This is a genomic window from Mixta intestinalis, assembly GCF_009914055.1.
Taxonomy (GTDB): Bacteria; Pseudomonadota; Gammaproteobacteria; order Enterobacterales; family Enterobacteriaceae; genus Mixta; species Mixta intestinalis.
In genome coordinates, this window is sequence record NZ_CP028271.1 from 2,054,912 (window position 1) to 2,074,361 (window position 19,450).

22 protein-coding genes and 1 pseudogene are annotated in these 19,450 nt (G+C 57.7%); 22 read left to right on the forward strand and 1 reads right to left on the reverse strand.

Going from position 1 to position 19,450, the window contains the following annotated elements; translation table 11 throughout:
• Positions 1 to 19: 19 nt before the first annotated feature.
• The 22 genes and pseudogenes from C7M51_RS09770 (at position 20) to fucO (ending at position 18,144) form a co-directional block, all read left to right on the forward strand.
• Positions 20 to 490: a phage virion morphogenesis protein gene (locus C7M51_RS09770; protein WP_160621617.1), complete on the forward strand. Its 471-nt coding sequence runs from the start codon at positions 20 to 22 to the stop codon at positions 488 to 490.
• Positions 491 to 699: 209 nt separating this feature from the next.
• On the forward strand, positions 700 to 1,839 hold the full coding sequence (locus C7M51_RS09775) for a phage protease (RefSeq protein WP_425280999.1): 1,140 nt from the start codon (positions 700 to 702) through the stop codon (positions 1,837 to 1,839).
• Positions 1,836 to 2,783 carry a Mu-like prophage major head subunit gpT family protein gene (locus C7M51_RS09780; protein ID WP_160621618.1) on the forward strand — a complete coding sequence of 316 codons (948 nt, stop codon included), beginning with the start codon at positions 1,836 to 1,838 and terminating at the stop codon, positions 2,781 to 2,783. The genes C7M51_RS09775 and C7M51_RS09780 overlap by 4 nt, the downstream gene beginning before the upstream one ends.
• Positions 2,784 to 2,842: 59 nt before the next feature.
• The gene (locus C7M51_RS09785; RefSeq protein WP_160621619.1) at positions 2,843 to 3,343 is read left to right on the forward strand and encodes an HI1506-related protein; all 501 of its coding nucleotides are present in this window, start codon (positions 2,843 to 2,845) and stop codon (positions 3,341 to 3,343) included.
• Positions 3,343 to 3,768: a gp436 family protein gene (locus C7M51_RS09790; RefSeq protein WP_160623620.1), complete on the forward strand. Its 426-nt coding sequence runs from the start codon at positions 3,343 to 3,345 to the stop codon at positions 3,766 to 3,768. Before C7M51_RS09785 ends, C7M51_RS09790 begins: the two co-directional genes overlap by 1 nt.
• Positions 3,768 to 4,310, forward strand: coding sequence for a DUF1834 family protein (locus tag C7M51_RS09795; RefSeq protein WP_160621620.1), 543 nt, complete (start codon positions 3,768 to 3,770; stop codon positions 4,308 to 4,310). Before C7M51_RS09790 ends, C7M51_RS09795 begins: the two co-directional genes overlap by 1 nt.
• A complete protein-coding gene (locus C7M51_RS09800) occupies positions 4,303 to 4,491 on the forward strand; it encodes a DUF2635 domain-containing protein (protein WP_208852129.1) in 189 nt (62 codons plus the stop codon). Before C7M51_RS09795 ends, C7M51_RS09800 begins: the two co-directional genes overlap by 8 nt.
• Positions 4,488 to 6,002, forward strand: coding sequence for a phage tail sheath subtilisin-like domain-containing protein (locus C7M51_RS09805; RefSeq protein WP_160621621.1), 1,515 nt, complete (start codon positions 4,488 to 4,490; stop codon positions 6,000 to 6,002). Before C7M51_RS09800 ends, C7M51_RS09805 begins: the two co-directional genes overlap by 4 nt.
• Before the next feature lie 12 nt (positions 6,003 to 6,014).
• A complete protein-coding gene (locus C7M51_RS09810; protein WP_160621622.1) occupies positions 6,015 to 6,371 on the forward strand; it encodes a phage tail tube protein in 357 nt (118 codons plus the stop codon).
• Positions 6,372 to 6,380: 9 nt separating this feature from the next.
• Positions 6,381 to 6,806 (forward strand): phage tail assembly protein, encoded by a 426-nt coding sequence (locus C7M51_RS09815; RefSeq protein ID WP_160621623.1) that lies wholly within the window; start codon positions 6,381 to 6,383, stop codon positions 6,804 to 6,806.
• A gap of 131 nt (positions 6,807 to 6,937) precedes the next feature.
• The gene (locus tag C7M51_RS09820) at positions 6,938 to 8,911 is read left to right on the forward strand and encodes a tape measure protein (protein ID WP_160621624.1); all 1,974 of its coding nucleotides are present in this window, start codon (positions 6,938 to 6,940) and stop codon (positions 8,909 to 8,911) included.
• Positions 8,912 to 8,914: 3 nt separating this feature from the next.
• A complete protein-coding gene (locus tag C7M51_RS09825; protein WP_160621625.1) occupies positions 8,915 to 10,348 on the forward strand; it encodes a DNA circularization protein in 1,434 nt (477 codons plus the stop codon).
• The gene (locus tag C7M51_RS09830; protein WP_160621626.1) at positions 10,338 to 11,471 is read left to right on the forward strand and encodes a phage baseplate assembly protein; all 1,134 of its coding nucleotides are present in this window, start codon (positions 10,338 to 10,340) and stop codon (positions 11,469 to 11,471) included. Before C7M51_RS09825 ends, C7M51_RS09830 begins: the two co-directional genes overlap by 11 nt.
• Positions 11,471 to 12,055, forward strand: coding sequence for a phage baseplate assembly protein V (locus C7M51_RS09835; RefSeq protein WP_160621627.1), 585 nt, complete (start codon positions 11,471 to 11,473; stop codon positions 12,053 to 12,055). The genes C7M51_RS09830 and C7M51_RS09835 overlap by 1 nt, the downstream gene beginning before the upstream one ends.
• Positions 12,052 to 12,501 carry a phage GP46 family protein gene (locus tag C7M51_RS09840; protein WP_160621628.1) on the forward strand — a complete coding sequence of 150 codons (450 nt, stop codon included), beginning with the start codon at positions 12,052 to 12,054 and terminating at the stop codon, positions 12,499 to 12,501. The genes C7M51_RS09835 and C7M51_RS09840 overlap by 4 nt, the downstream gene beginning before the upstream one ends.
• Entirely contained in the window at positions 12,502 to 13,587 is a 1,086-nt protein-coding gene (locus C7M51_RS09845) for a baseplate J/gp47 family protein (protein ID WP_160621629.1), read from the forward strand. It begins immediately after the preceding gene.
• Complete coding sequence (locus C7M51_RS09850) at positions 13,578 to 14,162, forward strand: YmfQ family protein (RefSeq protein ID WP_244323816.1); 585 nt, start codon at positions 13,578 to 13,580, stop codon at positions 14,160 to 14,162. The genes C7M51_RS09845 and C7M51_RS09850 overlap by 10 nt, the downstream gene beginning before the upstream one ends.
• 2 nt (positions 14,163 to 14,164) lie before the next feature.
• Positions 14,165 to 15,463 (forward strand): pyocin knob domain-containing protein, encoded by a 1,299-nt coding sequence (locus tag C7M51_RS22300; RefSeq protein ID WP_208852130.1) that lies wholly within the window; start codon positions 14,165 to 14,167, stop codon positions 15,461 to 15,463.
• 2 nt (positions 15,464 to 15,465) lie between these two features.
• Positions 15,466 to 15,894, forward strand: a complete 429-nt coding sequence (locus C7M51_RS09860) for a tail fiber assembly protein (protein ID WP_160621630.1) — start codon at positions 15,466 to 15,468, stop codon at positions 15,892 to 15,894.
• Between the two features lie 125 nt (positions 15,895 to 16,019).
• Positions 16,020 to 16,217 (forward strand): Com family DNA-binding transcriptional regulator, encoded by a 198-nt coding sequence (locus C7M51_RS09865; protein ID WP_160621631.1) that lies wholly within the window; start codon positions 16,020 to 16,022, stop codon positions 16,215 to 16,217.
• Positions 16,210 to 16,877 (forward strand): annotated as a pseudogene (locus C7M51_RS22305) (Mom family adenine methylcarbamoylation protein). The gene C7M51_RS09865 and the pseudogene C7M51_RS22305 overlap by 8 nt, the downstream one beginning before the upstream one ends.
• A 118-nt stretch (positions 16,878 to 16,995) precedes the next feature.
• Positions 16,996 to 18,144, forward strand: a complete 1,149-nt coding sequence (gene fucO / locus C7M51_RS09870; protein WP_160621632.1) for a lactaldehyde reductase — start codon at positions 16,996 to 16,998, stop codon at positions 18,142 to 18,144.
• A gap of 6 nt (positions 18,145 to 18,150) precedes the next feature.
• On the opposite strand, the gene apbC is transcribed toward fucO, so the two are convergent.
• The gene (apbC, locus tag C7M51_RS09875; RefSeq protein ID WP_160621633.1) at positions 18,151 to 19,263 is read right to left on the reverse strand and encodes an iron-sulfur cluster carrier protein ApbC; all 1,113 of its coding nucleotides are present in this window, start codon (positions 19,261 to 19,263) and stop codon (positions 18,151 to 18,153) included.
• Positions 19,264 to 19,450 lie beyond the last annotated feature (187 nt).

A 19,450-nucleotide genomic window follows, 5' to 3' on the forward strand; every position in this document is an offset into this window, starting at 1 on the left:
CACCTCAGGAGGTCAGTAAATGAGCATCGACTTAGCGGTTGTTGTGGATGTCCGCCGCATCCAGACAGCCTTTGCCGGTTTGGGCGCTATGGCGAACGATCGGGAGATTCCCCGCATCGCTGCCGGGGCGCTGCTGTCGTCCACCGAACAGGCATTCGAGCAGGAAGCCGATCCCATCACGGGTAACCACTGGTCATCATGGAGCGACCCATATCTGGCATGGCGCGAGCGGCACGGCTACACACCGGGGAAAATCCTGACGCTGAATGGCGACCTTGCCCGCAGCATTACAACCGATTACGGCCCGGACTATGCCCTGATTGGTTCGCCGAAGGTATACGCCGCTATCCACCAGTGGGGGGGAACTGCCGGAATGCCCCCCGGCCCGGCAGCGGTTCCTGCGCGTCCGTACATGGGGCTGGATAAGCCTGGCGAGGCGGATATCTTCAACGCCATCAAAAAACGCGCTGAACGCGCCACAGGGGCGTGATACGATTCAGGGCGCGCAATGAGGTGCCCGCAATCTTTTAAACGCTCTCAGAGCGAATTAAACGGGGTTTGAACGCGACCCGCGACACCCTCCCGCCCCGTTTCCCATTTTTTCGCTGTTTCCCCCTCTGTCAGTAGTCAAACGTAATAAACCCATCCCCTCACGCGTACCGCTGAAAATGGCCGCTCAGTCACTTACATGAGCAGGCCATGAACAAAAACGCTATCGCCGTCGCCATTCTGAACGCCGGAGCAGAAAAAGCCCCTGTCGGTATTGCCATGCTGGCCGCGACCGCCGTTGATGATGGCTGGTATCAGTTGCTGCCTGCCGGTCGGTTCCGTTCCCGCGATGGCCGTCCGGAAGACGTGCCGGAAGGCTGGCTGATGAATGCCGATATCGCCGCCCGGCTGATTGCTGGCGTGCGTGCCCTCGGCCAGGACGTGCTGATTGATTACGAGCACAACCAGCTTCGCAAGATGCAGAAGGATATTGCGCTCCCTCCGGAGTCTCTGGCGGCTGCTGGCTGGTTTAACGCTGACGAAATGCAGTGGCGCGAAAACGAGGGGTTGTTCATCAGGCCCCGCTGGACGCCCGTTGCCCGCCAGCGTATCGACAACGGGGAATTCGGTTATCTCTCTGCTGTATTCCCCTATGCCGCCAACGGCGAGCCAACGTCGTTGCGCATGGCTGCTTTGACAAACGACCCCGGCGCGACGGGCATGAAACGCCTGGCGGCGCTGGCTGCGAAATTCCCCGACGATTCACCTCAACAGGAGAACCACCCCATGAACGAAAAGCTGCGTCAGTTGCTGGCGCGTCTGGGCATTACCGTGCCCGAAAAAGCGGAAATCACTGACGAGCAGGCAACGGCTGCGCTGTCCGCGTTCGACGCTATCAAAGTTGAAGCGGGCAAGGTCGCGGCGCTCTCTGCCGAACTGGAAACCGCCAGAACTGCGTCAGCGGGTGCCGTTGACCTGACGAAGTATGTCCCGGTCGAGGCCTACAACGCCGTGCGTAAGCAACTGGCGGAAGTAAGCGGCCAGCATTCCACTGCCACACTGTCCGCCGTACTGGATAAAGCCGAACAGGAAGGCCGCATTTTCAAATGCGAACGTGGTTACTTCGAGCAGCTCGGCGGGCAGATTGGCGTTGCCGCGCTCTCGGCGCAGCTCGACCAGAAGCAGCCTATCGCCGCGCTGTCTGCCATGCAGACCGTCACCACGCCAGGCGTGGAGCAGTCGCAGAAAGAGCGGCTGGCAGCGCTTTCAGCAGATGAGAAAGCGGCAGCTAAAGCGCTCGGCATCACCGATGCGGAGTATCAGAAACTCAAAGAGGATGAACAGGCATGATCGTTACCCCGGCCTCAATCTCTGCACTGATGACCACCTACCGCAAGGATTTTCAGGGCGGTCTGGGCGATGCCCCGTCACAGTATGCAGAAATTGCGATGACAGTACCGTCATCATCTAAATCCAACACATACGGCTGGCTGGGTAAATTCCCGTCGCTGGTCGAGTGGGTTGGTAAGCGCACCATCCAGCAGATGCAGGCGCATGGCTACACCATCACCAACAAAACCTACCAGGGCACCGTCGGCATCCCCCGCGACGATTTTGAGGATGACAACCTGGGAGTTTATCGCCCGGTTTTCCAGGAGATGGGCCGCGCTGCGGGTGTTCAGCCGGACGAACTGGTGTTTGCGCTGCTGAAAGACGGATTCAGCCAGGCCTGCTATGACGGCCAGAACTTCTTTGATGACGAGCACCCGGTTTACCCGAACGTGGATGGGACAGGTACGGTGGTCAATGTCTCCAACATCCTGACTCAGGCGCCGGGTAAGAATGCTGATGGTGAGGATGTGCCGTGGGAAGGTCTGCCGTTCTATCTGCTGGACTGCTCCCGAGCTGTAAAACCACTGATTTTCCAGGAGCGCCGCAAGCCCGAGCTCATTACGAAAACCAGCGTAACCGACGATCACGTCTTCATGGAAAACGAATTCCTGTTCGGTGCCAGTGCCCGCCGTGCAGCCGGGTTTTCTTTCTGGCAGATGGCCGTCGCCGTTAAGGGTGACCTGACCCTGGGCAATCTCTGGGGTGGCTGGCAGATGATGCGTGGCTTTGAAGGTGATGGCGGCAAAAAACTCGGCCTGAAACCAACGCACATTGTTGTCCCAGCCGGTCTGGAAAAACAGGCCACGCAGTTGCTGAACCGCGAGCTGTTTGCAGAGGGGAATACCACCGTCTCTAACGAGATGAAAGGCAAGCTGAAACTGATTGTCGCTGACTACCTGTAAGCCCATTTAAAGGCGGTTCACGCCGCCTTTAATCCCTGTTTAAAGGAGAAATCTGTGTCATGTCTGACGAAATTAAAAACAGCGCTGGCAATGCTGGCGATGGGGCTCAGGAAAGCGGCGCAGCGCTTTGTTGTGTGGAAGTCAAATGTCCGCGCCCGGTCTACCGCCGTGCGGGTTATTCACTGGTTCGCGGTAAAAGCACCATTGACGGCGTTACCGCTCAACAGCTCGCCGTGCTTAAAGCTGACCCGGTGCTCTCTGTCGCTGTGGTATCTGAAACGCCAGCGTCGCCGGACGGTGAATCGCGGGGGATGGACGTTCTGGTCATGGACGACGTGAAGCCTGAAGAGGGAATCGCCACCCAGTTAGATGGTGAGCACGTGGATACTGTCCAGCTTAATACACGTATTCTGGCGGCGATTGCAGGACTTGAGCAAGGTAACCCTGAGCACTTTACCAGGGCAGGCGCCCCGCGCGTGGCGGCGGTCTGTGACGCGCTGGGTGAAACCATCACCAGCGAGCAACTGAAAGCTGCTCTGGCCGGAACCAACGAGGGTTAATCATGTACGCCACGGTCAGCGATATGTGTCTGCGTTACCAGCGCCGCAACCTCGACCTGCTCACCAGTAGCAAGACCGAAGACGGCAAGCCTGATGATGCGATTATTCAGAACGCGCTGAATGACGCCAGCGCCCTGATTGACAGCTATATCTCCGCCCGCTACACGCTGCCGCTGTCCGTGGTGCCCGGCGCGCTGGCGCAGCAGTGCTGCGTCATTGCCTGGTATTACCTTAACGACATGCGCGCCACCGAGCAGGCCACGCAGCGTTACAAAGACGCGGTACGCTGGCTCGAAAGCGTCCGCGATGGCAAAACCCCGCTCGGCGTTGACGCTGATACGGCCACCGCGCCGGACAGTGAAAATCTGGCGCAGGTGGTGGCCGATCCGCTGGTGTTCTCACGTAAGCAACGGGGGTTTATCTGATGATTGGGGAAACGGAAACCGCCCTGCTGGCCCGCGTTCGTGAGGTATTCGGCGCCACGCTGCGCCAGGTCGATACCCACCCCGGTACCTGGTCGGATATCGATATTCGCCGGATTCTGATGTCTCCGCCTGCGGTCTATCTGGCCTGGCTCGGTTGCGGTGAGGGGCGTACCCGCCGCGAGGTGGAAAGCCGCTGGGTGTTCTACGTGGCCGCAGAGCTGCTCAACGGGCGCGAGGCTGACCGTCTCGGCGTGTACCAGATTGTCGAGCGTCTGGTTTCCAGTGTGAATGGCCGCTCATTCGGGCCGTCAACAGGGCTGGCGCTGACTAAAGCGCAAAACCTGTATACCGACGCCCAGGGCAGTCAGGGCGTCGCCCTGTATGGCCTGTATTTCAGTGCCCGGACACCACTACCGGATGACACAGATACCAGCTCGCTCGATGACTTCGAACGGCACTGGCAGACGTGGTGCCTGCCGGACGGCACCCCGGAATTTGCAGCCCATATCAACGTAAACGAGAGAGAGAATAACGATGGCTGAAGACCTGTTTTTCATCAGGCCAGCGCCGGGGCGATCTGTTCGCGACCCGCGCACAATGAAGCTGTTACCCAAAGCGGGTGCCAGCAAGCCGCGCAATGCGTACTGGCTGCGCCGTGCCGCTGCCGGTGATGTGGTGGTGATTGAGTCCACGCAGAAAACCAAAAAGGCGAAAGCGAAATGAGCGATATTTCTTTCAACGAGGTTCCCGGCGCCGGTGAGTTGCGCGTACCGATTACCTACATCGAATTCGATAACAGCAACGCGGTAACCGGAACGCCGCAGCCGCGCCAGCGCGTGCTGATGTTCGGCCAGCGCGCAACCAAAGACGGCCAGCCTGTGGGGTCAGCGATTAACGATCAACCCCTTCGCATCTATTCCGCGTCTCAGGCGTCGGCGGCATTTGGTCAGGGCTCCATGATGCACCTGATGTGCCAGTCGTTTCTGGATATCAACCGCACGGCGGAGCTGTGGTGCATCCCGCAGGGCGACGGCAGCGGCACAGAGGCGGCAACCATCAATCTGAATGGTACGGCCACCGGCAGCGGTGTGCTGGTGACCTATGTTGGTGGTACGCGCCTGGCGGTTTCTGTATTGACGGATGATACCGGCGCACAGATTGCCGATGCACTGGCGGAACTGATTAACGGCACCTCAGACCTGCCGGTAACGGCGGAGGTCGTGCCGGATGCCGGGGGCGATGATGGCGATGACACACACGCCGATATCGTGCTGACGGCAAAGTTTGCCGGGCGCTCGGCGCCAACGGACGTCCGCTGGAACTACTACAGTGGCGAGGCGCTGCCGGGCAGCATTAATGCCAGTGTTACGTATCCTGCCGGTGCAACGGATAACCCGAGCATTGCGGCGGCTGTCGCGAACATGGGCGAGCAGCAGTACAAATACATCGTCATGCCGTATCTCGATGAGCCTAACCTGAACCTGCTGCGCACCGAGCTGAAAGACCGCTGGGGGCCAGTGAATCAGGCGGACGGCTTCGCGGTGACGTCGTACCACGGCACTCTTGGCGGACTGACTGAGTTTGGTCTGAGCCGTAACGATCACCTGATTTGCTGCCTGGGCGTTCCGGCCACACCACAGCCGCAGTACGTTTGGTGCGCCAGCCTCTGCGCGGTTGCTGCTGCATCGCTCACGATTGACCCGGCGCGCCCGCTCCAGACGCTGACGATTCCGGGCCTGATGCCGCCTGAGCTGAAAGACCGCTTTACGTGGGCCGAGCGTAATTCGCTGCTGTTCGACGGCATCTCAACGTTCACCGTGAATGACGGTGGCGAGGTGCAGATTGAACGTCTGATCACAATGTACCGCACAAACAGCTACGGCGACCCTGACCCGTCCTACCTGGACGTGAACACCATCGCCACGCTCAGTTATCTGCGTTACTCAACCCGTGTGCGCATCACCCAGAAATTCCCGCGCCATAAGCTGGCCGATGATGGAACGAACTTTGCGCCGGGTCAGGCGGTTGTGACGCCATCCATTATCAAAACTGAGCTGCTGGCCCTGTTCCAGGAATGGGAGCTTGCCGGGCTGGTTGAAGACTTCGACACGTACAAGGACGAGTTGCTGGTCACGCGCAACAGCAGCGACCGTAATCGCATCGATGTGCTGGCCGGGCCGAACCTGATTAACCAGTTCAGAATTTTCGCGGAACAGCTCCGCTTCATCCTGTAGTAAGGAGGATTTATGGCAGGAAATCAGCGCCAGGGCGTTGCGTTCATCCGTGTGAATGGCCGCGAACTGGAAACAATGGAGGGGGCATCATTCACCCCGTCCGGCACCACCCGCGAGGATGTTATTGGCTCCCGCGTCTATGGCTGGAAAGGCAAGCCCCGCGCCGCGAAAGTGGAATGCAAAATTCCGGGCGGCGGGGATATCGGGCTGGATGAAGTCATCGCCTGGGATAACGTCACCGTCGAATTCCAGGCGGATACGGGCGAAACCTGGCTCATGGCGAATGCCTGGCAGTCAGACGAGCCGAAAAACGATGGGGGCGAAATCTCCATTTCATTCACCGCAAAAGAAAGTAAGCGCATCGCATAAGGGGAAACCATGTCACAACGGGATGAAGCAGTAATGCTGGAGCAGGAAATTCTGGAGCAGCTTAAAAACGGCGGTTTTCGCCTGGCAGATGGCCTGCCATACGGCACCGGTGAAGACGCTGAAATGCAGTATGACGTCACGTTTCGCGAACTGACGGCGGGCGACATCATTGACGCACAGCTCGCATCCGAACGCGTTGTCGAAACCCGCAACGGCCCGCAACTGGTGTCCAGCGCGGCGCAAATGGGTGTCGAGTTGCTACGCCGCCAGATTAGCAGCGTGGGCTGCATCAAGGGGCCGCTGTCGGTGGTCATGCTCAAGAAACTGTCAACCGGCGATTTTGAGCGTCTGACCATCGCGTCCGAGATGAAAGACTCCGCAGCGGCGACAAAGCTGGCGTCAGAACGGGGGCGAGTGGCTGCGGTATCGGAATGATGTCGAGCGGGCTGCGATAGCGGTCGGGGTCATCATGAAAGGTGGCCCCGAGTGGGCGATGGCCCAGCCGCTATCAAGGCTTTTCCGGTACTGCCAGCAGGCTGAAAAAATCACCAAAGGAAAATAATCACATGGCCGGGCGAAACCTACGCGCATCAATCATTATCGACCTGATGGGCAACATCGCCCAGCGTTCCCGTCAGTTCTCCGGCAACATCGGCTCAATGGCACGCAGCAGCCGGTTAGCCATGCGCAGTATGCGCGCCGGTGTTGTTGAACTCTCCAACTCCATAGACCGTCTCGGCGCTAAAGCTACCGGCGCATTCAGGGGCATCGCAACGGGTGCGCTGGGCCTGGCTGGTGCCGGTTACACAGCGAAAAAGTTCTTTATCGATATCGCTGCGACCCGTGAAAACCAGCGTATTGCGCTGAACTCACTGTACAAGGGCGACAAGGCCCACGCCCAGCAAATGATGGCCTGGGCTATCCAGAACGCGAAGGACAGCACCTGGGGTTTAACGGGTGTGATGCAGGAATTCACCTCGTCCAAAGCGTTCGGCATGACGGATAAAGGCGCTCAGGACTTTATCACCATGCTGGAAGATCAGGGCGCACTCAAGGGGTGGGATTTGAGCGCCGCCCAGGGCGCATCGATGCAGCTCAAGCAGATGTTTGCCCGTCAGCAAATTACCGCCGCCGATGCCAATATCCTGACCGGGTACGGCATTAATGTGTACAGAACGCTGGCTGAAGCCACAGGGAAATCAGAGCGGGAAGTCCGAAGGCTTGGGGAGACTGGAAAGCTAGGGGCTAAATCAATTGGCCTGGTTTTTCAGCTACTAAAAGATGAAGCGAAGGGCGCACAAAAGAACGCCATGAACTCCTGGACGGGCCTGACCGCCCAGATGGGCGACGTCTGGGAGGGGTTCGCCGACAAGCTGATGAACAAGGGGCCGTTTGAGCGCCTGAAAAATCAGTTACGCAGCGTGCTGGCCTGGTATGACCGTATCAGCAAGCCGGACGTCCATGGAATCAGCGAGCTTGACCGCATCACCGACCGCCTGGCCGCCCGCTTTAACTCAACGTTTGACGCGATTCAGAGCGGCGCCCGCAAAGCCTGGAGCGCCCTGAGCGTCGGGCGACAGGCGCTGTCATGGGTGGACGATAACATCGTCAGCCTCAAGAAGCTGGCGGCAGTTATCGGCGGTATCTGGCTGACTAATAAGATGCTGCGCGCTGGCGCCAGTCTGGCGCGCCCTGCCTGGCAACTGGCTCGCTGGCCCATTCGGACACCGTACCGTGCCTATAAGTGGATGCGTAACCGCCGCAATGGCGGTGGTGCTCCGGGCCTGCCCGGTGTCATTCCCAACCCTCAACTGGTACAGCAGGTTTTTGTCACCAACTGGCCTGTCGGCGGCATGGGTGGCGGCGATGTCTACACCGGCGAAGGGAAACGTAAGCGCGGCCCGGGACGAAATAAACCCCGTCGCGTTCCGGTATCACCGTCACTCCCAGCCGCCGTACCGAAGAAAGCAAACATTGTTTCCCGTTTATTCAGTGGCGCAGGGAATGCGCTGTCCGGCGCGGGTAAGGCTGTGGGCGGCTGGCTCGGCTCGGCGGGTAAGTGGCTGGGCGGTACGGCTGTGGGCCGGGTTGCGGCGAAAGGTGGGCAGGCGCTGGGCTGGCTCGGCAAGGCAGGCGGTGGCCTTGCCCGCCGTCTGGGTGGCCCCGCGCTCAGTGCCGTCATGCTGGCCCCCACACTGCTTGATGAGAATACCAGTCTCCACGACAAAGGCGGTGCAGTGGGCAGTACGGCGGGCGCCTGGGTGGGCGGTGCAATCGGCTCTATTGCCGGGCCGTTAGGCACTATTGCGGGTGCCACGCTGGGCGGCGTCGTGGGTGACTATCTCGGTGGTTTTGTGGCTGACATGTACAGCAAATGGGACAACAAAGACCCGGCGCCACCGCAGGAGCAGAAAGTTGAGGCTAATGCGCGGCTTCAGGTCGAGCTGGCTGATGGTCTGCGCCTGACCAGCACGACCGTTAACGAGTCCGGGATGGGGCTGAATGTCTACACCGGCTCCAATTTTATTCCGGGGTTTTAACGTATGTTTGAAAGCACAGTAGCTGCAATTAACAGCGCCCGTGATTCCCTCGGACTGAGGGGAGCGGTCACCGGCACCGGTAGCCTGCGTGGGGTGCCGTTCCTGGTCTACCGTGAGCAGAAGCAAAGCGGTGGGCGTCGCATCGTCAAACGCGAGTACCCGCTACGCGATACCGGTGGCGCCAACGATCTGGGTCGTAAACTGCGTGAACGGACGTTTACCGCCGTTGTGCTCGGCAACAGCGCCAGCACGCAGCGCGACGCCCTGATTGATGCACTGGAGGCCGCGGGCAGCGCCGAACTTGTTCACCCGGAATTTGGCACTCAGCAGGTGATGGTGGACTCGTTCGAATGCCGCAGCAGCGCTGACGAACTAAACATTTATGAGTTTACGATAACCGTATACCCTGCGGCGACAGACAACGCGCCGCAGGCTACGCAGAACACGGCAAACGCCGTCGCCAACCAGAAGGACAGCCTCTTTGGCAGCCTGGGCGATACGTTGACCAGCGCATGGCAAACCGTGCAGGAAGGCACGGCGGGCGCAACCGCTGTACTGAACGCCATCACTGGCGTTTTTGATGACGTTTATGATGCCGTGGAGAATATCGGCGTGCTCGATGACGTCAATCAGTTGCTGGGCGCCGTGGCTGCGGTAAAAGGTTCCGCCGAAGGGATGCTGAACGCCCCCGCGCTGCTGGCGGCAAATGTCCTCGGTGCGCTCGATGGCCTGTCCAATATATGCGACGCCTCAAACGCATTCCGGGCTTACGAGCGTCTGGGCGTGCATCTCAACAAACGCCAGGCCTCTGTTGATGTCACCCACATCCCTGACGCCGCCGTCAGCAATGTGGCCGTGCTGTTCCACGTTGCCAGTACCGGCGCGCTGGCCGGGCAGGCGGCAGCGGCCTCCGGCGTGCTGACGCAGGCCATCGATGCCGACAGCGTGGACGTTACCCCTCATGCGCCGCAACTGACCGCCGACGCCACTACGGCAAGCTCGGTTGCCTCTGCTGCCAGTGTGTCAGACGTAATAATCCCAGCGACCAGCTCAACGGCGGTAACCTCAGAGAGTACCGTCAGCGTGATTGAAAGTGACTGGCCGCAATTCGAGAGCCGCACCGACATTGAACGGGTCGCCGTTGATATCGGTAACGCCCTCGATGCGGCGGCACTGACTGCGGCAGATTCCGGTTATGCAACAGACAGCGCTGCGATTACCCGCCTGCGCCTGCTGACGGTGCAGGATTTACGCCATCGCGGGCTACGCCTGTCTGGTGTGAGTTCTGTCCGGCTGGCCCGAACTGAACCCGCGCTGGTGACGCTGTACCGTCAGACCGGCAGCGCGCAGCAGTGGCAGAGGCTGGCGCGGCGTAACAGCGTCGACAATCCGCTGTTTGTGCCGGGTGGTGTGGATATCGAGGTGATTGATGAATGACGTTGCGTTGCGCGTGGACGGCAAAATTTTTACCGGGTGGACGTCGATTACGATCAACCGCTCGATTGAGTCCCTGAGCGGCTATTTCGACCTGGGCGTTAACGTTCAGGTGGAAACGGATTTGTCGTCTCTGGCGCCGGGTAAGCCGTTCACGCTGACGATTGACGATCGCGTTGTGATTACCGGTTACACCGACGGGCGCCGTCGCCAGATGCAGGCGGACAGCATGAAAATTACGATCACCGGTCGCGACAAAACCGCTGACCTGGTGGACTGCGCCGCCATCTACAAGGGTGGTCAGTGGAAGAACCGGACGTTACAGCAGATAGCCAGCGACCTGACCGCGCCCTACGGCATTGCTGTGCGCCGGGAGCTGACTGACAGCGAATCGGCGGCACCGTTTCCGTCATTCACCCTGGACTATTCAGAGACGGTATACGAGGCGCTGGGCCGTGCTGCCCGTGCCCGTGGCGTACTGATGACAACCAACGCCGCAGGCGATCTGGTTTTCACCCACGCAGACGCGGCGTACAGCGACACCCTGGTGCTGGGCGATAACCTGCTGGAGCTGGACTACAACGAGGATTTTCGTGACCGGTTCAGCGAGTACCGCGTTGTTGGTCACGGGCGCGCCAGCGGCAAAACCGGCGACACACAGACAGCCGCCGCTATTGCCAGCCAGAAAGGCAGTACCACTGACCCGGAAGTCACCCGCTACCGTCCGACAATCATTCTTGCGGACAGCAAAACCACCGGGCAGACGGCCACCGCCCGCGCCGTTCGTGAGCAGCGCCGCCGCCTGGCAAAGTCGGTTGAGTTTGAGGCAAAGCTGGACGGCTGGCAGCGCCGGGACGGCAGTATCTGGTTGCCTAATGTGCTGGTCGATATCGACGCGTCGAAATTCGGTATCACAACCGGGCCGCTGCTGGTCAGCAAGGCCGTGCTGTCGCTCGACGATCGGGACGGACTGACAACCACGCTCACCCTGGGACCGCGCGATGCGTACCTGGTGCCGGTTGAGCCGGACAGCAAAGGCCGTAAGAACAAAAAAGCGGAGTCCAGCGGCGGCGTTGATGCTCTGGTCGAAGAATATTATCGCAAACACCCGGAGAAACGCCCGTAATGAATGATATGACCCTGAGCCGTATGCTGGCCCCGGTTATGCGCCGTGTACGCCTGATGCTGGGCCGCGCCGTGGTGAACATGGTCAATGATTCGCTGAAGGCGCAGAACGTCCAGGTGTCGATGCTCGATGACGAAACCCCGGATGACGTTGAGCGCCTCCAGAACTACGGGCTGATTAGCGTCCCGCTCGCCGGGGCTGAGGCGATTATTGGCTGTGTCGGGGCTGACCGCGACCATGCTGTCGCTCTGGTGGTTGAAGACCGCCGCTATCGGCCTACAGGGCTTGAAGCGGGCGACACTGGCCTTTATCACTACGAAGGGCACCGGCTGCGCCTGACCCAGGACGGGCGGCTGATTATTACCTGTAAAACCGTCGAGGTGTACGCCGATGAGAGCGTAACACTGGATACCCCGAAAACTGTCATTACCGGCGACGTTGAGATTCAGAAAGGGCTGACCGTCACGGGGCAGAGCCAGTTTAAGAGCCATATCACGGCGCCCGACGCGATTATTAACGGCAAATCGACCGACAAACACACCCACAAGGGCGACAGTGACGGCACAACGGGGCCGATGCAATGACGACAGATATTGCGATCGTCTGGGACAACGGGCTCGGGGATATCGCGCTGGACGGTATCGATATGCTCACCGACAGCACACTGACGACAGCGGTGATTATTTCGCTGTTTACTGACCGCCGGGCGCAGGATTCCGACGAGCTGCCCGGCTCAGATGGTGATCGCCGGGGTTGGTGGGGCGACAGCTATCGCGACAGGCCAATCGGTTCGCGGCTGTGGTTGCTCTCGCGTGAAAAGACGCTCCAGTCTGTTCTGGACAGAGCAGCGGCTTACGCGCTGGAAGCGTTGCAGTGGCTGAAAGCCGCCGGACGCGTGACAAAAATCGCGGTATACGCGAGCCGCGTCAGGCAGAACGGGCAGGAAATGCTGTTGCTTGAAATTGAACTGTCGTTACCGGACGGCACCACCCAACCATTCACTTTTAAAGCCAGTTTTAGCGGGGTTTAAATGCCGTATAAAGCGCCGGGCCTCACTGACCTGATCGCCCGTACAGAACAGAACGTTCAGCAGCGCCTGCCGGGCACCTGGCCGCAGGCCAACGAAACCACCCTGGGGGCACTGGCCTACGCTAATGCCGGGCTGGCGGCGGGTGTTCATGAGCATGTGTCGTGGGTGAGCCGCCAGATTATCGCCAGCGATGCCGACGAAGCCGAACTGCTGAAACACTGCCAGCACTGGGGCGTGCGCCGTAAGCAGGCGACCGCCGCCAGTGGCACAGTCACAATGACGGTGACGGATGCCGTCACCATCCCCGCTAATACGCGCTGGCAGCGCGCTGACGGCGAGTTGTATATCAACACCGAAGCGGCAAGCGCAGGTGCTGCCGGAACACTGGATGTCGTTCTCACGGCGATTAATGCCGGGGCCGGTGGCAACGTTGCTGCCGGTACGGCGCTGACGCTGGTCACACCGCTGGAATATGTTATCGCGCAGGGTATCACCACTGCGGGGATTGTCGGCGGTGCGGATATTGAAAGCGTCGGCGAGCTGCTGGCCCGGCTGGAATTTCGTGTCCAGTATCCGCCGTTCGGTGGCAATAAATATGATTATGTGCGCTGGGCGCGTGAATGCACAGGCGTAACCCGCGCCTGGTGCCTGCCAACCTGGAAAGGCGGCGGCACGGTGGGTGTGACGTTCGTTATGGATAACAACGACAATATATTCCCCGAAGAGGCGGATATTACCCGCGTTTCGGAATATATCTATTCGCATAAAGACCCGGTAACAGGGTTAATTGTTGGCGCGCCGGACGGCATTGTTATTACGGTATTTGCGGCCACGCCAAAGCCCGTGGATATGGAAATATTAATTTCCCCGAATACCGAGGCCATGCAAAACGCCGTAAAAAGCGCGCTGGTATCGCTGTTTTATAACGAGTCCGAGCCGGGCGGCTCCCTCGCGCAGTCCCATATTATCCGGGCTATCGCTAAAGTATCGGGCCTGACCGACTTTAAGCTGCGTTCGCCTGCCGATGACGTGCTGTATTCCGAAGCAACCGAATTGCTGACGGTGGGCGAAATCACATGGCTGTAGATAACGATATGCAGATTGATGAGCGCGATCAGGCTGAATATCTGACGCCGTATCAGACTGCGTTTCTGCAACTGCTGCCTGTGGGCCGGGCATGGAATAAGGCGCCATCAAGCAGGCTGGCCGCGCTGGCCGGAGCGCTGTCTGACTCGCTCAAAACCGCCGACAGCGTAGCTACCCGGATGCTGGATGAACGGTTTCCGATAACGTCAACGCTGCTGCTGGAGGACTGGGAGCGGTTTCTGGGGCTACCGGACTGCACCAGCGAAACCGGCACGATTAACACCCGCCAGCTTGCGGCGGATAACAAGCTAAAAATGGTGGGTAGCCTGTGCCGTCCGTTCTATGAGGATTTGGCTGCGCAATATGGCTATGACGTTGAGTTAACGGATTCTGACGAGGGGCAATATACCACCAACGTCAATGTTAAAAACGGCGTCAGCTACCGCAATGCTACCGTGCTGGATAACTGTTTAACGCCGCTGCGGGTTTATGACTCCGGCGCGCTGGAATGTCTGCTGGAAAAATATAAACCGGCTCACCAGATTTATAAATTTATTTATCCCGACGAGGAATAATTATGTTTCACCTGGACAATAACAGCGGCGTTTCGTCAATGCCCGCAGTCGGCGCCATGCAGGATAATACCACGCGCTGGTTTACAGAGGGGGCAGGTACTCAGTCCCCAAGCTGGCCGGGACAGGACTGGTTTAATATCGTACAGGCCGAGCTATTAAATGTTTTAACGGAAAGCGGAATTACGCCGGTTAAAACGCAGCTTAATCAGTTAGCCGCAGCAATTAAGTCCATCGTCAATAAAAACGCTCTGCTACGCGATAACCTGCTAAGTGAGATTAAAGATAAAGGCGCATCGGCACAGAAAGCTGCTCTGGATAACCTTAATGGCGTGCCTAAAACCACAACCATTAATGGCCATTCGCTGACAGGGAATGTTAATGTCACGTCACAGGATATCTTTGGTCTGTCTACTGCTATTGGGGCTGGCGCCGACCTGAATACATACCAGACTCCTGGCATTTACTATCAGAATCTGAATACTAATGCAACGTCAGGCACCAACTACCCTGAGTCGGTGGCCGGGACGTTGCTCGTGCTGAAAAACTCTGTTGTGGCGCAAATTTATGTTACCTACTCTACAGGCCAGATATACTCACGAGGTAAACCTTCGAATACGGTTAACTGGAGTCCGTGGGCAGCACAATATAACACTCAAAATAAACCAAAAGCATCTGATGTTGATGCGGTCAGTGCGACTAATGGTGGTACATTCCAGGGCGGTGTTACTTTCCGCGCTGGCGTATCTATAACTAAGGAGTATCCTGGCATAGGTTTAACCGATACAAGAGTGGGGACTGGCACTGTAGGTCGTAATATTCTAATTGAGCAAGGTAACGGTAGTTTGTATATAGCGTTCAGAAAAGAAGGTTCAACCGATGGACAAAAAATTCTCAATGTTCCATCGGTAGCAGGTACAATTTACTCCACCGGGAATAAGCCTTCAGCAAGTGATGTTGGCGCATACTCAAAAGGCGAAAGTGATGGTCGCTACCAGCTCAAAAATACCGCTTCAAAAGCAACCAATGGCTGGCACAAAGACACAACAACCGGAATTATCAGACAATGGGGGATCGTCAATGTTGGTGATAATACAGTAGTCACTGCAAATTTCCCCATTCCATTTCCGAGCGCCTGCGCATCAATGAGTGTTACGGCCATTTCTCAGGCCGGAAACAACTCCACAGAAATTATTTCTGCATACGGTAAGGCAATCAGCAAATCACAGATGAAAGTTGCAGCTTGTGCTAACTGGGATTACCACGGAATCTCTGGTGTGTATTTTGAGGCTACAGGATATTAATTATGGAACAGTACTACTACAGCACATCAAAAAACCTGCTATTCCCGGGGTCACTTTTTAGCGATTACAACGACGTCGGGATGTGGCCGGATGACGCCAAGCCTGTTAGTGACGAAATCTACCAGGAATTTGGCTCCACCCCGGCCCCGGCAGGAAAAATCATGGTGACGGGTGATGATGGGCTACCGGCGTGGGGTGACCAGCCAGCGCCTACGCAGGATGAATTGATAGCGAATGCGGAATCTAAAAAATCGTCCCTGCTGGCGGCGGCAGCGGCGGCTATTGCACCGCTACAGGATGCCGTAGACCTCGACATTGCCACAGACGAAGAAACCGCGTTGCAGACGGCCTGGAAAAAATACCGGGTATTGTTGAACCGTGTGGACACCAGCGTGGCCCCGGACATTGAGTGGCCCGAAACACCCGAATAAAACACCAACACCGATCGATTAACGAATAATTGATCGGTGATATCGATCAATTATGATGTAGTAAACCCCGCCAACTAACAGGCGTAAATAAAATGACCTCCATTAAATTATAACGGAGGTCAAAAATGCAAGAAATCCGCTGTAAGAACTGCAATAAGTTGCTGTTTAAGGGCGTTTTTAATAGCGTAGAGGTCAAGTGCCCGCGCTGCAAACGTCTCATATCAATCTCGAATGCCGCAGAGCATCCCACAGGGCAAGAACAAGATAGTGGGAAAAGAGAACAAATCACGCGTACTAACCAAGCCTGCGCCCGTCATGTATGACGGCCAGGTAGTCGGTTACGGTTCACACGAACTAAGGGTCGAGACTATCCCCTGTTGGCTGGCAAGAGCTATCGTTGTCGCAAAGCATTATTCAGGCCGTTTCGTTAATAATTCATACCTGCATCTGGGGGTATTCTCCGGGCGTGATCTGGTTGGTGTGCTCCAGTTCGGCTACGCCATGAACCGAACAGTGGTCGGCGAGTGGTACTGGGAACGGGTAATCGGGAATATATGGAGCTCAACCGGATGTGGTTGCACGACTGTATGCCTCGCAATTCTGAGTCAAGGGCGATCAGCTATTCGCTAAAGGCGATAAAGCAGCTTCATCCGTCTGTTCAGTGGGTGCAGTCATTCGCGGATGAGCGCTGCGGGCGTGCGGGTGTGGTTTACCAGGCCTCTAATTTTGAATTCATAGGAAGCCACTACAGGAAGTTTTATGAGCTGGACGGCGAGTGGTATCACGAGATAGCAATGAACGCTGTGAATCGCTCTGGTGAGCGTGGGCGGCATCTGAGGGCTAACCGAGAGCGTGCAACGGTGCACAAATTTAAGCAGTTTAGATACGTCCGATTTATCAATAAGCGAGCAAGAAAGCGACTAAACACGAAGCTATTTCACGTTCAACCATACCCGAAACCCGAACCGGTTGTAGTGGTGTAGTTCAGTTAAAATGCGACAATTCAGGTTGTCGCATCTTTTTTGAATCGCGTTCGCGCTTTTTGTGAACCGCTACACCGGATGCCGTTGGCATCCGCGTAACTAATCGTGGGAGATAAAGATGAGCTTTTTACTGGCGTTACCGGGCATTAGCCTGCATGGCTACGGGGCCATTGAGGATCTGGCACAGCTGCTGGCACAAAAAAAATGGGGCAAGGCGCTGATCGTCACCGACGGGCAGCTGGCTGAACTGGACCTGACACGCAGCCTGACCGACAGCCTGCAACGGCAGAATATCCCTTACGCCCTGTTTACCGGTGTGGCACCGAATCCTACTGAAGAACAGGTGCAGGCGGGTCTGGCCGCTTTTCGCCAGCAGCAGTGCGATTTCCTGATTGCCTTCGGCGGCGGCAGCCCAATTGACAGCGCGAAAGGAATAAAAATTCTTACCGCCAATCCCGGCAAAGCGGTTGATTACGCGGGCGTCGGTAAGGTGAAGCAGCCAGGCGTACCGCTGGTAGCCATCAATACCACCGCCGGGACCGCCGCTGAAGCGACCAGCAACGCGGTGATTACCGACAGCGCGCGTCAGGTTAAGCAGGTGATTATCGACAGCCACCTGATCCCCGATATCGCCGTTGACGATCCGGGCGTCATGTTGGGCATTCCGGCAGGTGTTACCGCCGCCACCGGTATGGATGCGCTGACACATGCGCTGGAAGCCTACGTTTCCAAAGGCGCGCACGTGCTGACCGATCCTAACGCGCTGGAAGCTATCCGGCTGATTCATCGCTGGCTGCCGGTCGCAGTAGCAGATGGCAGCAACCGCGAAGCGCGGGAAATGATGGCCTGCGCGCAATATCTGGCAGGGATGGCGTTTAACAGCGCGGGCCTGGGGCTGGTGCATGCGCTGGCGCATCAGCCGGGTGCTACCCATAACCTGCCGCACGGTGTTTGCAACGCGATTCTGCTGCCGGTAGTCGCGGCGTTTAATCGTCCGGCAAGCGTAGCGCGTTTCGCCCGCATCGCCACCGCGTTGGGCGTTGATACGTCGGCAATGGATGAGGAAGCCGCCAGCCACGCCGCGATTGAAGCGCTGCGTCAGCTTGCCCGTCAGGTTGGTATCCCCGCCGGATTCCGCGAACTGGGCATTGAAGAGAAAGATATCGAAAACTGGCTGGACAAGGCGCTGGCCGATCCCTGCGCGCCAGCGAATCCCCGCACCGCTACGCGTGAGCAGGTACGGGAACTCTATCAGCAGGCGCTGTAAAAAGGCTTACAGGGCGCGGAAGGCGATTTCGCCTGGAATGACCTCGCCCTGCCAGTAAAGCTGCGCCGCAACACTACCCGCCAGTTCACGGTAAAGCGCGGTAAACTCGCTGTCGGGTCGACGAATAACCGTCGGCTCGCCAACGTCGAGATCCTCACGCAGATGGATATGCAGCGGCAGTTGACCGAGCAGACGGGTATGGTATTTCTCCGCCAGCAGCTGCGCACCGCCGGTACCGAAGATCGGTTCATGGTGACCGCAGTTGCTGCAAATATGCATGCTCATATTTTCCACCACGCCCAGTACCGGTACCTCAACTTTCTCAAACATGACAATGCCTTTACGCGCATCAATCAGCGCAACATCCTGCGGCGTCGTCACCACCAGTGCACCGGTAACCGGAATGTTTTGCGCCAGCGTCAGCTGAATATCGCCTGTACCCGGCGGCATATCCAGCACCAGATAATCGAGCTCTGGCCATAGCGTTTCATTCAATAGCTGCATCAACGCCTTGCTGGCCATCGGACCACGCCACACCATCGCATTATCTTCCGTCACCAGATAGCCGATGGAGTTAGTGGCGAGGCCGTGCGACATAATCGGTGCCATATGCTTGCCGTCCGGCGAGGCGGGACGCTGATCTTCAGTGCCAAGCATGGTGGGAATAGATGGCCCGTAAATATCGGCGTCGAGAATGCCGACTTTCGCCCCTTCAGCAGCCAGCGCCAGCGCCATATTCACTGCGGTGCTGGATTTACCGACGCCGCCTTTGCCGGAGCTGACGGCGATAATATTTTTCACGCCGTTAACGCCCGCCTGATTTTTTACCCGCTTCAGGGTGGCGATATCGTGACTCAGCCGCCAGTCAATCGCCTGCGCGCCGGTGATGCGCAGCAGTTCAGCGCTGACTTGCTCTTTCAGTGTTTCGAAGCCGCTGCCCCAGGCGAAAGGCATTTTAATGTCGATATGCAGTGTGCCATCCATCAGCGCCACATGATGTAATGCCTTAAGTGCGGTCAGGTTATGCTTCAGCGTCGGATGTTCAAAAGTGGCCAAGATGCCGGCGACCATAGCGCGCAGCGTGTCGGGCGAAAATGCCCCGTGGGATTGTGAACTCATCCCTTCTCCTTATCGTTCAGGTTATATTATATCCAACGCGCAACCAGCCTCCGCTGCCAGGCCCGCCGGATATAATCAGTTTCGGCTTAAGCATACCAGAAGCCCAGGCAAAGCGTGTTTGCCTGGCAATGCGATCATCCCTTTGTTTACGCCGGGTCAAGCTTTCGGTTACCATCTAAGACCCTTT

What these genes read in the sequence shown, in the direction of transcription:
- C7M51_RS09770 (WP_160621617.1), top strand. Translation starts at nt 20, where the DNA reads ATGAGCATCGACTTAGCGGTTGTTGTGGATGTCCGCCGCATCCAGACA.
- C7M51_RS09775 (WP_425280999.1), top strand. Translation starts at nt 700, where the DNA reads ATGAACAAAAACGCTATCGCCGTCGCCATTCTGAACGCCGGAGCAGAA.
- C7M51_RS09780 (WP_160621618.1), top strand. Translation starts at nt 1,836, where the DNA reads ATGATCGTTACCCCGGCCTCAATCTCTGCACTGATGACCACCTACCGC.
- C7M51_RS09785 (WP_160621619.1), top strand. Translation starts at nt 2,843, where the DNA reads ATGTCTGACGAAATTAAAAACAGCGCTGGCAATGCTGGCGATGGGGCT.
- C7M51_RS09795 (WP_160621620.1), top strand. Translation starts at nt 3,768, where the DNA reads ATGATTGGGGAAACGGAAACCGCCCTGCTGGCCCGCGTTCGTGAGGTA.
- C7M51_RS09800 (WP_208852129.1), top strand. Translation starts at nt 4,303, where the DNA reads ATGGCTGAAGACCTGTTTTTCATCAGGCCAGCGCCGGGGCGATCTGTT.
- C7M51_RS09805 (WP_160621621.1), top strand. Translation starts at nt 4,488, where the DNA reads ATGAGCGATATTTCTTTCAACGAGGTTCCCGGCGCCGGTGAGTTGCGC.
- C7M51_RS09810 (WP_160621622.1), top strand. Translation starts at nt 6,015, where the DNA reads ATGGCAGGAAATCAGCGCCAGGGCGTTGCGTTCATCCGTGTGAATGGC.
- C7M51_RS09815 (WP_160621623.1), top strand. Translation starts at nt 6,381, where the DNA reads ATGTCACAACGGGATGAAGCAGTAATGCTGGAGCAGGAAATTCTGGAG.
- C7M51_RS09820 (WP_160621624.1), top strand. Translation starts at nt 6,938, where the DNA reads ATGGCCGGGCGAAACCTACGCGCATCAATCATTATCGACCTGATGGGC.
- C7M51_RS09825 (WP_160621625.1), top strand. Translation starts at nt 8,915, where the DNA reads ATGTTTGAAAGCACAGTAGCTGCAATTAACAGCGCCCGTGATTCCCTC.
- C7M51_RS09835 (WP_160621627.1), top strand. Translation starts at nt 11,471, where the DNA reads ATGAATGATATGACCCTGAGCCGTATGCTGGCCCCGGTTATGCGCCGT.
- C7M51_RS09840 (WP_160621628.1), top strand. Translation starts at nt 12,052, where the DNA reads ATGACGACAGATATTGCGATCGTCTGGGACAACGGGCTCGGGGATATC.
- C7M51_RS09845 (WP_160621629.1), top strand. Translation starts at nt 12,502, where the DNA reads ATGCCGTATAAAGCGCCGGGCCTCACTGACCTGATCGCCCGTACAGAA.
- C7M51_RS09850 (WP_244323816.1), top strand. Translation starts at nt 13,578, where the DNA reads ATGGCTGTAGATAACGATATGCAGATTGATGAGCGCGATCAGGCTGAA.
- C7M51_RS22300 (WP_208852130.1), top strand. Translation starts at nt 14,165, where the DNA reads ATGTTTCACCTGGACAATAACAGCGGCGTTTCGTCAATGCCCGCAGTC.
- C7M51_RS09860 (WP_160621630.1), top strand. Translation starts at nt 15,466, where the DNA reads ATGGAACAGTACTACTACAGCACATCAAAAAACCTGCTATTCCCGGGG.
- C7M51_RS09865 (WP_160621631.1), top strand. Translation starts at nt 16,020, where the DNA reads ATGCAAGAAATCCGCTGTAAGAACTGCAATAAGTTGCTGTTTAAGGGC.
- fucO (WP_160621632.1), top strand. Translation starts at nt 16,996, where the DNA reads ATGAGCTTTTTACTGGCGTTACCGGGCATTAGCCTGCATGGCTACGGG.
- apbC (WP_160621633.1), bottom strand. Translation starts at nt 19,263, where the DNA reads ATGAGTTCACAATCCCACGGGGCATTTTCGCCCGACACGCTGCGCGCT.